General features: G+C 35.3%; 17 protein-coding genes and 1 pseudogene. 6 read left to right on the forward strand and 12 right to left on the reverse strand.

Annotation, left to right across the window (positions count from 1 at the left end; translation table 11 throughout):
• A partial coding sequence (locus AA81_RS05130; RefSeq protein WP_146050348.1) for a lysylphosphatidylglycerol synthase transmembrane domain-containing protein occupies window positions 1-780 on the forward strand: 780 nt, incomplete at its 5' end.
• On the opposite strand, the gene glpX is transcribed toward AA81_RS05130, so the two are convergent.
• Complete coding sequence (gene glpX, locus AA81_RS05135) at window positions 781-1,809, reverse strand: class II fructose-bisphosphatase (protein WP_103898435.1); 1,029 nt, start codon at window positions 1,807-1,809, stop codon at window positions 781-783.
• A 432-nt stretch (window positions 1,810-2,241) separates the two neighbouring features.
• On the opposite strand from glpX, the gene AA81_RS05140 reads away from it, so the two are divergent.
• Genes AA81_RS05140 through AA81_RS05150 form a run of 3 tightly spaced genes read left to right on the forward strand, consistent with a single transcriptional unit; the run spans window position 2,242 to window position 4,929 of the window.
• A complete protein-coding gene (locus AA81_RS05140; protein ID WP_103898436.1) occupies window positions 2,242-3,660 on the forward strand; it encodes an aminopeptidase in 1,419 nt (472 codons plus the stop codon).
• Window positions 3,661-3,668: 8 nt separating this feature from the next.
• On the forward strand, window positions 3,669-4,220 hold the full coding sequence (locus AA81_RS05145; RefSeq protein ID WP_103898437.1) for a hypothetical protein: 552 nt from the start codon (window positions 3,669-3,671) through the stop codon (window positions 4,218-4,220).
• A 1-nt stretch (window position 4,221) separates the two neighbouring features.
• A complete protein-coding gene (locus AA81_RS05150) occupies window positions 4,222-4,929 on the forward strand; it encodes a hypothetical protein (RefSeq protein ID WP_103898438.1) in 708 nt (235 codons plus the stop codon).
• A gap of 12 nt (window positions 4,930-4,941) precedes the next feature.
• Here AA81_RS05150 and atpC read toward each other — a convergent pair whose 3' ends face one another.
• The 11 genes from atpC to AA81_RS14540 form a co-directional block, all read right to left on the reverse strand.
• Window positions 4,942-5,340 carry an ATP synthase F1 subunit epsilon gene (gene atpC / locus AA81_RS05155; protein WP_103898439.1) on the reverse strand — a complete coding sequence of 133 codons (399 nt, stop codon included), beginning with the start codon at window positions 5,338-5,340 and terminating at the stop codon, window positions 4,942-4,944.
• 25 nt (window positions 5,341-5,365) lie between these two features.
• The gene (atpD, locus tag AA81_RS05160) at window positions 5,366-6,769 is read right to left on the reverse strand and encodes a F0F1 ATP synthase subunit beta (protein ID WP_103076363.1); all 1,404 of its coding nucleotides are present in this window, start codon (window positions 6,767-6,769) and stop codon (window positions 5,366-5,368) included.
• 11 nt (window positions 6,770-6,780) lie between these two features.
• On the reverse strand, window positions 6,781-7,608 hold the full coding sequence (atpG, locus tag AA81_RS05165; RefSeq protein WP_103898440.1) for an ATP synthase F1 subunit gamma: 828 nt from the start codon (window positions 7,606-7,608) through the stop codon (window positions 6,781-6,783).
• A 15-nt stretch (window positions 7,609-7,623) separates the two neighbouring features.
• Window positions 7,624-9,138 carry a F0F1 ATP synthase subunit alpha gene (gene atpA / locus AA81_RS05170; RefSeq protein ID WP_103898441.1) on the reverse strand — a complete coding sequence of 505 codons (1,515 nt, stop codon included), beginning with the start codon at window positions 9,136-9,138 and terminating at the stop codon, window positions 7,624-7,626.
• Window positions 9,128-9,700 (reverse strand): ATP synthase F1 subunit delta, encoded by a 573-nt coding sequence (atpH, locus tag AA81_RS05175; protein WP_103076366.1) that lies wholly within the window; start codon window positions 9,698-9,700, stop codon window positions 9,128-9,130. The genes atpA and atpH overlap by 11 nt, the downstream gene beginning before the upstream one ends.
• Complete coding sequence (gene atpF, locus AA81_RS05180) at window positions 9,700-10,191, reverse strand: F0F1 ATP synthase subunit B (RefSeq protein ID WP_103898442.1); 492 nt, start codon at window positions 10,189-10,191, stop codon at window positions 9,700-9,702. Before atpF ends, atpH begins: the two co-directional genes overlap by 1 nt.
• Window positions 10,192-10,241: 50 nt before the next feature.
• On the reverse strand, window positions 10,242-10,532 hold the full coding sequence (locus AA81_RS05185; protein WP_211286452.1) for a F0F1 ATP synthase subunit C: 291 nt from the start codon (window positions 10,530-10,532) through the stop codon (window positions 10,242-10,244).
• Between the two features lie 49 nt (window positions 10,533-10,581).
• Window positions 10,582-11,400: a F0F1 ATP synthase subunit A gene (gene atpB / locus AA81_RS05190; RefSeq protein WP_103898443.1), complete on the reverse strand. Its 819-nt coding sequence runs from the start codon at window positions 11,398-11,400 to the stop codon at window positions 10,582-10,584.
• A 30-nt stretch (window positions 11,401-11,430) separates the two neighbouring features.
• Window positions 11,431-11,733, reverse strand: a complete 303-nt coding sequence (locus tag AA81_RS05195; protein ID WP_103898444.1) for a hypothetical protein — start codon at window positions 11,731-11,733, stop codon at window positions 11,431-11,433.
• Window positions 11,705-11,983, reverse strand: a complete 279-nt coding sequence (locus AA81_RS05200) for an AtpZ/AtpI family protein (protein WP_103076370.1) — start codon at window positions 11,981-11,983, stop codon at window positions 11,705-11,707. Before AA81_RS05200 ends, AA81_RS05195 begins: the two co-directional genes overlap by 29 nt.
• Before the next feature lie 460 nt (window positions 11,984-12,443).
• Window positions 12,444-12,815: a protease complex subunit PrcB family protein gene (locus tag AA81_RS14540; RefSeq protein ID WP_103898445.1), complete on the reverse strand. Its 372-nt coding sequence runs from the start codon at window positions 12,813-12,815 to the stop codon at window positions 12,444-12,446.
• A 396-nt stretch (window positions 12,816-13,211) separates the two neighbouring features.
• Here AA81_RS14540 and AA81_RS05210 point away from each other — a divergent pair, with 396 nt between their 5' ends.
• Both AA81_RS05210 and AA81_RS05215 read left to right on the forward strand, forming a co-directional pair.
• Window positions 13,212-14,360: an RNA-guided endonuclease TnpB family protein gene (locus AA81_RS05210; protein WP_012208584.1), complete on the forward strand. Its 1,149-nt coding sequence runs from the start codon at window positions 13,212-13,214 to the stop codon at window positions 14,358-14,360.
• Window positions 14,361-14,566: 206 nt separating this feature from the next.
• Window positions 14,567-14,755: pseudogene (locus AA81_RS05215) on the forward strand (amidohydrolase); the annotation flags it as partial.

A 14,755-nucleotide genomic window follows, 5' to 3' on the forward strand; every position in this document is an offset into this window, starting at 1 on the left:
TATAATACCATTTCATACTATTTTATGTCAAATATCACACCAATGGCTAGTGGTGGTCAACCTTATCAAATATATCATCTTACAAAATTAGGAATAGAGTCAACTTTGGCTACAAATATAGTGTTGTCAAGACTTGTAGAAAATTTACTGTTCTCTTCTGCCATTATCTTAATTTTCATAAGAAGAGTGATGAGTATTTTAGGCAGAATAGGAACTGGGAAATATATACTTATCGTTGGTATAATAGCCGCTTTGGGGTTTTCAGCTTTGTTAATTTTACTATTTTTAAACCCAAAATTGATATATAAGTTGTTTAATTTTTTACTAAAGATATTTCCATTAAAAAACAAATCGAAATTCGAACAAAGATTACAAAAGTTAGAAAATTGGTTAGAAGAGCTAAAGTTAAGTATTAAAACACTATGGGTCGAAAAGGCACATATAGTTACGTTTGACTTTATACTGGGAGGCTTCATCGTTTTTTTTCATTCTTTGGGTTTGTACATTGCCCTGACATCAATTACATCAAGAAGCTACAGCATTCTTGAAATATTCATACTTTTTATAATAATGAATTTTGTTATCTATTATATACCTACCCCTGGTTCCACAGGTGGAGTAGAGACATTATATGGTATTGTCCTTGCCAGTTTTATGCCTGGAAGATTCGTTTCTACAACTATACTGTTGTGGAGATTCGCAACTTATTATTTACAAATAGCTTTTGAAGGGGTAATCTTACTTATGACAAGGACAAAAGAAAAAGGTGTTTCGACCTAATTAATTAATATACTCGCTTCTCAAATCGATTAATCTTTTATCCTCTTCCAGAGATTTTAACCTTATAGTTTTATTTTTCAAATTATGCATAGACTCGATTTTTCTTATAGTAGCACTCTTACTTCTCATCGTAAGCGTATGAGTGTAAGCAAAACCTTTTACAAATTTCACACCTTTTAAAAGATCTCCATCGGTTATACCCGTTGCAGAAAATATTACATCTTCCCCACCAACTATTTCATCGGTATAAAAGATTTTTTCAAGGTCCCAACCTTTTTCCTTGATCGATTGTTCTTCAATTCTATCTCTTGTCCATAATTTCATTTGAATTTCTCCACCTAACGTTTTTAAAGCAGCAGCTGAGAGTATCCCTTCAAGAGTCCCTCCAATACCAACATATATATCCACCCCACTATCGGGAACTGCGGTTGCTATGGCTGCTGTAATATCCCCATCACTTATTAATTTTATTCTCGAACCAGCTTCTTTAATCTCTTCTATAATCTCTTCATGCCTTTGCCTATTCAAAATAACAAAAGTTAGTTCCGTAGGTGCAATTCCCAAAACCTCACTTGCAATTTTTATATTCTCTTTCATAGGTTTTCTTAAATCCAATTTACCTTTTAATTCACGACCTACAGCAAGTTTAAATGAATAAAAAGTCGGCAGTAATTTAATACCTCCCGCCACTGTGGCAGCAACCGCACTTATGGCATTTGGCAGGCCGAAAGCAGCTAATTTCACGCCGTCTATAGCGTCCACCGCCAAATCCATTTCAGAAGTGTTATCTTGCCAACTACCCACTTTTTCACCTACGTACAACATCTTTGAATTTTCTTTAGCATATTTACTCATTACTATATTCCCTTTAAAGTCTATGTAATCAAACATACCTCTCATAGCATCAATGGAACTATGCTTAATCATTTCCAGATTACCACAACCCAAGTACAAACTACTCATCAAGGCTGATGCTTCTGTGACCCTTACAAAATCCATAGTCAACTCTGGATAAATCTTCTTTTCCATAAAAGTCCCTCCTCACAAAAATTTTTAATTGACTTTAGGAACTCTAAAACTTGTGTTAGCGCCCTTCCCCCGCTCCCCACCCTATAAGGGAAAAGGACTTTTGCCCTTTCATCCTGGACCCCGTCCATAAGGAAGTGAAATCAGTGTTTCGCCCTGCAGCCCACCAAAAAATAAAGAAGTCTTTGCCCCTTCCCCCGTAAACCTTATCTTCCTTAAGCATATCTATTATAATATTTTTATACAGTTTAAACAAATAATAAAATTGAAGAAAACTAAAGTTTAAACATCGTAATCAACTCTATTGACGAATATTTCTTCCTAATCATATATAAACGGATTATTTGAGTATACATAAACCAAGACTTCATAAAAAATTATTTAACTATGCTTATTTTTAAAAAAATATGGTAAAATTTTATTGGAGGTGATCTAATGGACCTAACAGAGTTAGAAAAAAGTTTAACTTTTCAAAAGAAAAGTGTATGGAGCAAAAGAAACAGAGAAGATATCGATAAGTATTCTTCACAGTACAAGGATTTTATCAACTTTTCTAAAACTGAAAGAAAGGCCGCTTCATACTCAGTGGAGCTCCTTGAAAAAAACGGTTTCAAACCTCTTTCTTATTATGTGAACTCTGGAAAGATAGAGAAAGGGGCTAAAGTTTACTTTGTAAACAGAGACAAAGCAATATTTGCTTTGAAGTACAACAATCCTTTGAAGGATGGCATCAACATAGTAGGTGCCCACATAGATTCGCCAAGGTTTGATTTAAAACCCGAACCAATAGTGGAAGATGAGAATATTGCGATGGCGAAGACTCATTATTATGGTGGAGTGAAGAAGTATCAGTGGTTCAACATACCACTTGAATTACATGGCGTAGTAATAAAAAACAACGGTAGTAAAATAGAAGTTTCCATAGGACAAGACGAAAATGATCCAGTATTTGTAATATCAGATTTACTGCCTCATTTGGATAGAGATTTAGCTAATAAAAAGGTTTCGGAAGCATTTGAAGCTGAAAAGATGAATTTGCTAGTTGGTACTACTGCAATCTCCTACGATGAAACCGATAAAATTAAAAATCCGGTTAAGTTAAATATCTTGAAGATTTTGAATGATAAATATGGAATCGTAGAAGAAGACTTAGTCAGTGCTGAATTGGAAATCGTTCCTGCACTTCCTGCCAGAGATGTAGGTCTAGATAAAAGCCTTTTAGCTTCGTACGGACACGACGATAGGGTTTGTGCCTACACAGGATTAACCGCTTTAATTGATGCACAAACTTCTGTAAAGAACCCGGCAGTTTTACTAGTCGATAAAGAAGAAATAGGTAGCGATGGAAATACAGGTGCAAAAAATCATTTTTGGATCTACGTGTTGAAGAAAATTGCCGCTTTAGCAAAAGAGGAAGAATTACTTCAAAACATAGAAGAAATCCTTACCAATTCTACTTTGCTTTCAGCTGATGTTTCAGCTGCTGTAGATCCGAACTACAAAGAAGCTCACGATTTATCCAATGCTCCAAAATTGGGTTACGGTATAACTCTTATGAAATACACAGGATCAGGGGGCAAAGGAAGAACAAACGATGCAAATGCTGAATTAGTAGGAAAAATTAGAAATCTTTTCAATAAAGAAGGCATATCTTGGCAAATAGGAGAATTGGGAAAAGTAGATAGAGGCGGAGGAGGAACCATAGCCCTTTTCTTTTCCGAGAAAGGTTTAGACGTTTTGGATGCTGGCGTTCCGCTTTTGGGGATGCACTCTCCGTATGAAGTGGCATCAAAAGCGGATATATACGAAACTTATTTGGCGTATAAAACTTTTTATGAAAAATTTGGACAATGAGAATTTTTGTGGGAAACTCAGCAAACGCGATGGAATTTTTTGATTTTGATTTAATACTATCAACCTCAGGTTGGTCTTTAAACGACCAATCTGAGGTTATTGCTATCAATAACAAAGAGTATGTAGAATGTTATATAAACAGGAACAAAACATATTTAAACAAGGATAATAGGTTCATAACGGAAAAAGATATTTTATTATCTTTCGGGTTTACCAATGATGCTCTAAATTTTGAATTTTATTTCTTGAATCTTTTGTACCAAGTGGATTTAATCGTTCTATCATTGAACTTTTCTGAAAGTTTAGAAAGAAAAGTACTTCTACATATACAGTCAAATTTGAGAAGTGTAAAAATCCCGGCGATAATTATCAACACAGCGAAAAACGAAACTACGGTATCCTACATCGTTCCCAATTACAAAAACGAATTCGTGATCAAAAACGCTATTTATTTCACACTTGATTTTAAAAAGAGTAAAAATTATATATATTCTTTTGGAAAGTATTTATCAGATTTGAAAGAAACGATTCACACCTATGATGTCAAGGTGCTGAGATAGAATGAGGACGCGCGATCTGTTCTTAAAGTTACATTATAACTTTCTCAAAAAAGAATTGTTTGAGTCTTTAAATACAATCAATGAAGAACCAAAAAGTTATAACAAGAACAGTTTAGGTATATACATAATAAAAAAATTATCTTCAAAAAACATAATAAAACAGCTTGCTGATGGTATCAACCAAGGCTTTTATCTTTTTTCTTTCTCATCTAACAAAAATATCCCCTACCGTAAATTACACTTAATTTCTGAAATTGTCAATATTTACGGAATTCATTTGATTCTATTTCTAAAAAACGATATTCTTAAACTTTTCAACAATCAACTTATTCTCATAAACCAAGAAAGAAGTTTGACTCATAGATTATTCTCAATAAACTCCTATAGAATCTCTTTTGTACTCCCCGAAGAAGTGACAAATCCGGCTGTTATAGCAACTTTGAAGATTCAAGAAGTTGACCTCGTATTCAGCAAAAGTTCTGTGGCTGGCAATAATCAAGACTTAGCTAATAATTTGCTCGCATACGTTCTAACAGATCAAAAAATATTTTCCCCTTCTATTTTAGAGGAAGATAAAACCTCGTTGAAAGAAAGGGGAAAAATATGGCTGAACTTAGGCTATTTAAAGACTATTAAAGACAATTATTTAGAAAAAAATTACAGTGATTTACAAAGGATAAAAACCAAAATAGACCTCATTCAAAGATAGTTAAGAAACCTTTTATTTCCTTTTTGACATATTGACCCTCAAAAGATTCTTTTCAATTCTAGTTTGTAATTTGATTTTTTTAAACTTATCTTCAGTTTCTTTTATCTCTTCTTGGGCACTTTCCATAGCATTCCTTGCGGCTTCGATATCTATATCTTCCGATTTTTCAGCAGCGGTGGTAACAATAGTCATTTCATCCCCGGTCATTTCCAGAATACCACCATGGATGGCAAAACTTTGCACAGAGTTATCAACTTTTTTTATCGATACCGGGGCAATCCTTAAAGATGTCACGATCGGCAATCTTTGAGTTAAGGTTCCCATTGATCCCTCTTTTGTTTTAAATTCTACATACTGAACATCTTCTTCATATTTTACCCCTTCTGGGGTAACAACTTTGAATTTAAATATTTACACCACCTGCCTTAAAAACACTTCATACATTCATTTTTTTCGCTTTTTCTACAGCTTCTTCTATCGTTCCCACCATATAAAAGGCGCTTTCAGGTAAATCATCATGCTTCCCTTCAAGTATTTCTTTAAAACCTTTGATAGTATCTTCTACATTAACATACTTTCCCGAATAATTCGTGAACCTTTCTGCAACAAAGAAAGGCTGAGTTAAGAATCTTTGGATTCTTCTGGCTCTATTCACTACCTGTCTATCTTCCTCGGACAATTCTTCTATACCCAAAATCGCTATTATATCTTGTAAATCTTCATACCTCTGCAAAACTTCTTTGACTTCTCTTGCAACGGTGTAATGTTCTTGTCCAACTACGTTGGGATCCAACATCTTCGATGTGGAATCTAATGGATCAACCGCAGGATAAAGTCCCAACTCTGACTGTTTTCTTGAAAGGTTTATATTTGCATCCAAATGGGCAAAAGTAGTAGCAGGTGCGGGATCCGTGAAATCGTCTGCAGGAACATAAATAGCCTGAACAGAGGTAATAGAACCATCTTTTGTGGAGGTTATTCTCTCTTGCAACTGCCCCATATCCGATGCCAACGTTGGCTGGTATCCTACAGCAGAGGGCATTCTTCCTAGTAAAGCCGACACCTCTGATCCTGCTTGAACAAACCTGAATATATTATCTATGAAAAGTAAGACATCTTTTTTTTGCTTATCCCTAAAATATTCTGAGATTGTCAACGCGGTTAGAGGGACCCTGAACCTCGCTCCAGGGGGTTCATTCATCTGACCGAACACCAACGCTGTGCTATCAATGACCCCTGTCTCTTGCATTTCCAACCAAAGATCGTTACCTTCCCTGGTCCTTTCGCCTACACCTGCAAATACAGAGATCCCTTGGTGCTCTTTAGCAATATTCCTTATAAGTTCCATAACAAGAACCGTCTTACCAACACCTGCTCCCCCAAAGAATCCTATTTTCCCACCTCTCGGGAACGGAGCCAAAAGATCTATACTTTTAATACCTGTCTCTAAAATCTCAACAGATGTATCTTGTTCATTTAACGATGGAGGATCCCTGTGAATTGGCCAATACTCTTCCCCTTCAACCTCTCCTTTTTCATCGATAGGTTTACCTAAAAGGTTGAACATCCTTCCCAATGTCGTCTCCCCGACGGGAACTTTTATGGACTCTTGTGTGTTGATAACCTCTTGCCCTCTTCTTATACCATCGGTAGAATCCATCGCAACACATCTAGCTGTATCGTCTCCGATTAATTGCTCAACTTCAAGAATCAACTCTTCTCCTGAGTATTCGTTCTTTACTTTTAAAGCATCGTAAACGTTAGGTAGTTGGCCTTCAGGGAATTTCACATCAACGACAGGTCCAATAACAGATATTATTTTACCTTTTTGATCTTGCATCGAATTACCTCCTATTGCATATTCGCCCCATTAACAATCTCTATCAACTCTTGGGTAATAGAGGCTTGTCTTTGCTTGTTGTAATCAAGGTTCAACTCTTCTATTAAATCATGTGCGTTATCCGTGGCGTTTTTCATTGCGTTTTGTCGGGCATGAAGTTCACTCAACTTGGTTTCAAATAAAAATAGATACATTTTAGAGAGAAGATACTGATATGCAGCATCCTCAAACACTTTTTCTTCCTCGGGTTCGTATTCGTATCTGGCATCTATTTCAAATTTATCTCTTGTTATCGGAAGTAGATCATAAGTTTTTGGTAACTGTATCAAGGCATTTTTTAACTCTCCATATACAACTTTCAGTTTACTAATGCCTTTATTCTCCATAATTTGGAAAATAATTTCCAGCAAATACTCCGCATGGTCAACCTTTGGAATATCGAATAAATTTATCTCTTTTTCCAAGACTGTTTCACTCTTTAAACCTGAATACCCCTTTGCACCCAATGCAAAGTATCCTTTAAAATCTTCCAGCTTAGATTTCGCCCTTAAAGCTTCTTTTACTAAATCAGATGGAAATGAGCCGGCTAATCCCATGTCTGGGGTGATCACAAAAATTAAAGAACCTTCACCATTTTGAGTGTATAAGCTTTCTTCAACAAAGGGAACTTTTTTCAGAATTCTTTCTGTGTAGTTAGAATAATCTTTTACACCTTTCCATCGCTTCTGTATTTTGTTGAGCCTGGCTGTGGCAACCATCTGCATGGCTCTTGTTATTTGCATAGTAGATTCTGTAGAGGCGATCCTTCTTCTAATGGCTCTTAAATTACCACGACTCATTTAAAATCACCCCAATCATCTAAACACATTCAAAAATTTTGAGATTGCTTCATTCAGTTCTTTCTTTATCTCATCTGTAATGTCTTTGCTCTCTCTTATCTTATTTAAAGTATCAATATAATTTTCTTTAAGATAGGCTAAAAATTGTCTTTCAAAATCACCTATTCTATCGGTAGGGATCTGATCCAAATAGCCTTCATTGGCAGCGTAAATAACGGCAACTTGTTCTTCTATCTCCATAGGTGAATACTGTGGTTGCTTCATCAATTCAGTGAGTTTTTCACCTTTTGTTAGCTGTTTCTTTGTTGCCTCATCAAGATCCGCAGCAAACTGAGTGAAGGATTCTAACTCTCTGTACTGTGCTAAGTCTAATTTTAAAGATCCAGCTACCCTTTTCATCGCCTTGGTCTGAGCATCTCCACCGACCCTTGAAACAGATAAACCTATGTTAACAGCAGGTCTTATCCCCGCGTTAAACAACCCTGTTTCTAAATAGATCTGACCATCCGTTATTGAAATAACGTTGGTTGGAATATATGCAGAAATATCGTTCGCCTGCGTCTCGATTATTGGCAAAGCTGTCAAAGAACCATTTCCATAATTTTCGTTCAACCTAGACGCCCTTTCCAACAATCTCGAATGCAAATAAAAAATATCTCCAGGATAAGCTTCCCTTCCAGGCGGCCTTCTAAGCAGTAGCGATATTTCTCTGTAAGCAGCGGCGTGTTTGGTTAGATCGTCGTATATTACCAACGCATCTTTACCGTTAAACATAAAATATTCTCCAATTGCCGCACCAGCGTATGGAGCTATATACTGTAAAGAGGCAGGATCAGAAGCATCTGCTGCCACCACTACAGTGTAGTCCATTGCGCCGTACTTTTCTAAATTATCGATCGTTCTTGCCAAACCCGATGACTTTTGCCCAATCGAAACATAAATACAAAAAACATTTTTCCCTTTCTGATTTATTATCGTATCGATAGCTATGGCGGTTTTACCCGTTTGTCTATCTCCGATTATAAGCTCTCTTTGACCTCTTCCTATAGGAATCAAGGCATCCAACACTTTCAACCCAGTTTGAAGAGGCGTATCAACAGGTTTTCTTGTTACAACACCCATTGCCTTCCTTTCGATAGGATAAAACTCATCGGTATTTATTTCACCCTTTCCATCCAATGGGATACCTAAAGGATTAACCACTCTACCTAGCATATTTTCCCCAACGGGTACTTCTATTATTCTGTTGGTTCTAACTAATTTGTCCCCTTCTTTTATTCCTTTGTAATCTCCCAAGGTTATTATACCAACATTATCTTCTTCTAAATTCATAGCTATACCGTAGATCTTTTCACCTTCAGATGTTTCTATTTCAACCAATTCGTTGGTCATAACATCCTTCAAACCGTAAGCTCTAACGATTCCATCGCTTACCTGCATTACCCATCCTATTTCTTTTATCTCTCCACTTTCATAACTTTTAATACGCTCTTCTATTACTTTTGTCAACTCATCTGGATTAACTCTCAAATATTTCACCTCCACCAACTGGTGCATAGGCAGATTGAATGTTCTCTAAAAATCCTTTTACGGAGTAATCAAAAAACTTATCTCCTATGTATAACTGTAATCCACCTATAAGATCTTCGTTGAATTGTGTTATTAACTTTATTTTTCTTCCTGTTTTATTATGAATAGCTTGTTTAATCTGATTTATAATTGTATTAGTTACTTTATTGGGAAGTACAAGTCTCACTTCCACAACTTTTTCTCTTTCTAAACTCTCTTGATACAAAATATGAGACATAAAAGGAATTAAATTTTGACGCCCTTTATCCACTAAAACTTCTAAAAATTGAACAAAAATAGTATCATCAAATTCTGAGACGTCTTTCAATTTTGTAACTATATATTTTGGAGGAATCAACGGACTATAAGCCATATCCCTAAGAGTTTCACTGCTTTCAAGAGCTTTTTTTAACCTTTGAAACGCTTCTACGTATTCATCTAATCTTGAAATTTCACCCTTTTCTTCTAAAGTACCCAAAATGGCTTGGGCATACTTTGAAGCCAAAAAATAAGAAGCTTTCATTATAATTCACCTTTGTCTTTCAAACTGTTTATAGCCCTTCTTATCAACTCTTCATTCTTCTTTTTATCGATCTGCTCCTTTAATATCATAGAGGAAATGGTAACAGCTAGAGAAACTATTCTCGATTGCAGTTCTCTTGCTGCACTTTCTTTAATCTCTTCAGCCTCTTTTTCTGCCTTTTCTAAAATAAATTTCCTCTGCTCTTGAGCCTCTTGTTGAGCAGCCTTGATTATAGATTTAGCTTGTTCATCAGCTTCAGTTAAAATTTCACGTCTTTTATCATCCACTTCAGCTAGTTGCTTATCCAACTCTTCTTTCTTTGATTGGGCTTCTAACCTTAATTTTTCAGCCTCGTTCAAATTCTTCTCTACTTCTTTCTTTCTTTTATCTGTGATATCAAAATACGGTTTGTACAACAACTTGTACATAAGAAACATGAAAGCCAAAAAACCTACTAAATTGACTATGGAAGTTAAGTTAAAAGATATCATACAATCACCTCTTTGGGGGAAAAACTAATAAAACTCAACAAAATAAACACTCATGGAAGAACAAACAACAAGATCAAGGCAACAACCAAAGAATAAAGACCGGTTGACTCTGTAACCGCCATTGCCAATAACATCCTCGTTGTTAAATTTCCGCTCATCTCTGGTTGCCTTGCCATAGCATCCATTGCGTGTGCACCAACGTTACCTTCTCCAACACCAGGACCTATAGCTCCTATTCCCATTGCAACTCCTGCTCCCAATAACTTTCCTAAATAATATAAGCCCCATCCAATGGAACCACCTTCAGTAATTAAATTTTGAAGCATAGTAGATAAATCCATCTTTTTCTCCTCCTTAAACTAGTTTTTTCTGATTTGATAAGTTTTGTTTTTATTCCAATAAAGAACCAATATACGCAATAGTTAACAAAGAAAAAACAAAGGCCTGAATGAGCCCAATAAACCAACCAAAAAAGCCCCATAAGAACACAGGTAAAACGAAATATTTCAACATGTAACTAATAATCAACACTAATATTCCCCCACCCATGACGTTACCAAATAACCTTAGAGAATGGGAGATTGGTTTAGCCAATTCACTGATTATGTTGATAGGAAACAACAATGGATTTGGTTCAAAAAAAGATTTAAGCCATTTGAGTACACCTTTAGCCCTTGCCGCAAAAAAGTGGCTGACAACTAAAACCATCAAGGCATACGTTAGATTCACATTTAAATCGGAGGTAGGTGTGTACCAGGTATCCGTGAATAACTGAACATTCAATCCATTTTCAACTGGTACAACGTTTATTCCAGGCATCCCACCAAGTACATTTGAAACACCTATATACAGGAAAAAACTCATAGCTATTACAAAAGTTTGTTTCCTATACTTAGGATTTGGAACGGAATCTTCCACCATTTCCCAAAAATAATCAAAAAAAGTTTCTACAGCAGCCTGGAACCTTCCAGGGATCCTCTCAAAATGTATGCTCCTGGCAACTAAAATCAACAGAAACATAACAGCAAAAGACATGATCAAAGTCATTGGGTTCAATTGACCAAAGAACCCGCCATCACCAAAATAAACAATCCATCTATCTCCAACACCCTCTAAACTCATATCGAAAACAAAAAAGTTAATTAATCCCAAAACTACATAAGCTACAAAAAGAAAGATGGTAAATTTCTTTAATCTATCGTTCGTCAAAAGAACACCTCCTCCAACTACTTAACATACTTATTTATAGGATAAAAATGGAACTATTTTCAAATTTATTAAACCTAAAAAAGCCAACAAAAGGGCATATGCTGAATTAAAGGCAGCGATTCCCAATATCACACCATACAAAAGGTATCTCATAAAAAAACCAGGTAAGATCTTTCTTGGCTTTGAACCAACCGTCATTTTTTTAATCTCTTCTGCAAGTGAATAAAAACCTATAACTGCACCAATTCCTCCCCATAAAACCCAAAGAGCTTCTAAAGAAAAGAATAAAGAAAGAACTAAGGCCTCAATCAGAACTATCGCTATTGTTTTCATTTCTATCTCTTTCAGCTTTTTTTTCAGCTCTTTCATGTTTCTCTACCTCTTTCAAAAGCTCCCTTATACCCGAATATAATCCAGAAATTATCCCTAAAAACATCAACAAAACCATCCATATCTGCTGGTCGGTAAACCTGTATATTAAATATCCTATCAAAAGACCAACAAATATATTTGACAGAACTATTACAGCAAAATAAATGATCATGTTCAAATAACCAAGTGAACGTAGATCGTGCTTTTTCAAAATAAAACCTCCAAAAAAACAACCACAAACAATTATACTATTTATTTGCCAAAATTTCAATTATTTTTAAAATAGCTTGGGCGGCACGGGTCGAAACCAATTTCTTTTTCCTTATGGGCGGGCAGCGGGGCGAAGCCAACTCCTTTTTCCCTATGGAGCGGGTAGTGGAGCAAAACCAACTCCTTTTTCCTTATGGGTGGGCTGCGGGGGAAGGGCGCTATAACGACTTTTATAAAGACAATGAAAAATTATTGATAGGAGACGACCAATTAGGGCGTCTCCCAATTTTCGAAAATATAAACTATCGATGTTTCTTTAAAGGGCTTCGCCCCTTAAGATCCCCGAACGTTAAGGGAGTTCCCCTTAAAAACCCCAAATCAAGGTCAAAATCATTTAAAAACATAGTTTGCACACTGCGGCAAACTTAAAAAAGATTTTTTGCAAGAAACAGCAAAAAATATTAATTAGAAAATGTAAAATTCTTCCTCAACAACAATGGTTCACCATTCTTCTGTTCAATGGTTACAATCACTTCCCACTCTCCTACATCCAAAACTTCGTTAATTTCTACCGCTATTGAAGGATACGTAAATGCTTGTGTGACCATCTCCCCTTTAACTGGCACCTTTAAAAACAAATCTATAAAAATTTGAAAGTTATCTTTGTTTATCCTGATGTCATTCAAAGAAAGATCGTACCCTCCAGTTTTTCTTTCACCTGCACTAATACAAACAACAAAAGGAATATTAACACTACATAATAAAACTTTTTCATAATATTGCCTCTCCCCAATTTCGACGTTATCTATATTATCTTTAAAACTGACCTCAATCTTTTAATATTTATTTTCTTAAAACTTACAAAATCTAGTACAGCTAATTTAGGAGAAAAATAGGCTTTTTTCTTTAATAATATCATTATATCACCTACAATCCAACACGAAAGTTTTACATTTTCATTGTTTTTTTATTGTAATTTTTAATGAAGCTTGAATTATTCGTCTTACTTGGTTTTATACTTTTTTCTTTTAAAAATCAACTCATAAACGATATTTTATAAAATTCGTGGAAGAAAACCATTGAGTCTTTAGCTTAATGGATGAATTCCACCATTGTCCTTTTCAAAATATTAATCCTTACGAGCTTGAATCAAAAAAATGTTGTTAATTATATGTATGTATGGTACAATTGTATTATATCATAGAGTTTTCGAATTAAGGTGATTGAATATGTTAAAAACATACAAGTTTCGTATATATCCATCAAACGAACAAATAGAGAAACTTAATCAGCATTTTGGACATACTCGATTTGTATACAATCTTTTTCTAGAATTCTCCAGTAATGCATACAAGAATACCAAAACATCAACTAACTATTATATGTGGGCTAAAGTACTTACGGTTCTTAAAAAAACTGAGAAGTATCAATGGCTAAACGATGTCAACTCTCAATCTTTGCAACAGTCCATAAAAGATTTAGAGACTGGGTATAAACGTTTCTTCAAGAAACAAGCTAAGCACCCTAAATTTAAAAAGAAATCAAGTAGGCAATCGTTTAGAGTTCCACAACATATACAACTGTATGAAAATGAGGGTAATGATAAATATGGTACTCTTTTCGTACCAAAGTTTAAAGAAGGTATCAAAGTAAGAGTACATAGAAAAATCGATCCAAATGCAAAGATAAAAAATTGTACTTTCATTAAAACTACAACAGGTAAGTACTTTGTATCTATAACATTCGAAGTTGAAGGTTCTTTCCCCGATAGAGATATAGACTACGAGAACTCAATTGGTATGGATATGGGATTGAAAGATTCTGTTGTATTATCCGATGGAACAAAGTATCCAGCTCCTAAAGTTTTGTCTAAGTACGAAAGGAAATTAAAACACGCATATAAAAAGTTTTCAAGCAAAGAACAAGGTTCTAAGAATTGGGACAAGGCAAAATTAGAAGTTGCTAGAATACATGAGAAAATAAAAAATACCCGAGAGGATTTTCTACATAAACTAACGAAAGAAATCAGTGAGAACCAAGCTGATGTCTTCGTTGTGGAAACTCTCAATATAAGAGGCATGTTAAAGAATCATCACTTAGCTAAAAGTATTTCAGATTCAGGATGGTACCAATTCAAAACATTTCTAAAATACAAAGCAGAGAGATTAGGTAAAAAGGTAATCGAGATAGGAATGTTCGAACCTTCGTCTAAGGTTTGTAGTGTATGTGGGTATAAGAACGAAGGTTTAAAACTCTCTGATAGGGAATGGGTATGTCCTGAATGTGGAACTAAACATGATAGAGATGTAAATGCTGCCGTTAATATTAGGCAGTTTGGATTAAAACAGGCATTTTCCACACAGCCTTATGGCACATAAGGAAACAGTTAGTCACTGTATAAACTGACTCTACCCCAGGAACTGGGGGAAGTAAAGCCTTTGGAGACTGTGTAAGACGGGCATCCTTAGATCCCTTCTAGGGTGTTTTTCCGCAATGGTTGATGAATTAGGAAGCTATTGAATCTTTAGCTCAATGGTAGTTCACAGTATAATATTCATTGAAAACAACCAAAGGAGTTGTAGATATGTCTAAAAAGCTTTTGAAGAATGCGTATGTTTTGATAAGTGCTGATGATGATGTAGAAAAATTTGATATATTAATAGACGGTGATGAGATCGAAGATTTACTTGCACCAGGTGATTCAACCGAGATGGATTTGGGAGATGTGGACGAGTACGATCTAACTGGTAAGCTGATCGTCCCTGGATTTATT

This window comes from Petrotoga halophila DSM 16923 (assembly GCF_002924615.1).

Excerpts from the sequence above, each read along its gene's own strand:
- glpX (WP_103898435.1), bottom strand. The coding sequence starts at position 1,809 with ATGGAAAAGAAGATTTATCCAGAGTTGACTATGGATTTTGTAAGGGTC.
- AA81_RS05140 (WP_103898436.1), top strand. The coding sequence starts at position 2,242 with ATGGACCTAACAGAGTTAGAAAAAAGTTTAACTTTTCAAAAGAAAAGT.
- AA81_RS05150 (WP_103898438.1), top strand. The coding sequence starts at position 4,222 with ATGAGGACGCGCGATCTGTTCTTAAAGTTACATTATAACTTTCTCAAA.
- atpD (WP_103076363.1), bottom strand. The coding sequence starts at position 6,769 with ATGCAAGATCAAAAAGGTAAAATAATATCTGTTATTGGACCTGTCGTT.
- atpG (WP_103898440.1), bottom strand. The coding sequence starts at position 7,608 with ATGAGTCGTGGTAATTTAAGAGCCATTAGAAGAAGGATCGCCTCTACA.
- atpH (WP_103076366.1), bottom strand. The coding sequence starts at position 9,700 with ATGAAAGCTTCTTATTTTTTGGCTTCAAAGTATGCCCAAGCCATTTTG.
- atpF (WP_103898442.1), bottom strand. The coding sequence starts at position 10,191 with ATGATATCTTTTAACTTAACTTCCATAGTCAATTTAGTAGGTTTTTTG.
- AA81_RS05185 (WP_211286452.1), bottom strand. The coding sequence starts at position 10,532 with ATGGATTTATCTACTATGCTTCAAAATTTAATTACTGAAGGTGGTTCC.
- AA81_RS05195 (WP_103898444.1), bottom strand. The coding sequence starts at position 11,733 with ATGAAAACAATAGCGATAGTTCTGATTGAGGCCTTAGTTCTTTCTTTA.
- AA81_RS05210 (WP_012208584.1), top strand. The coding sequence starts at position 13,212 with ATGTTAAAAACATACAAGTTTCGTATATATCCATCAAACGAACAAATA.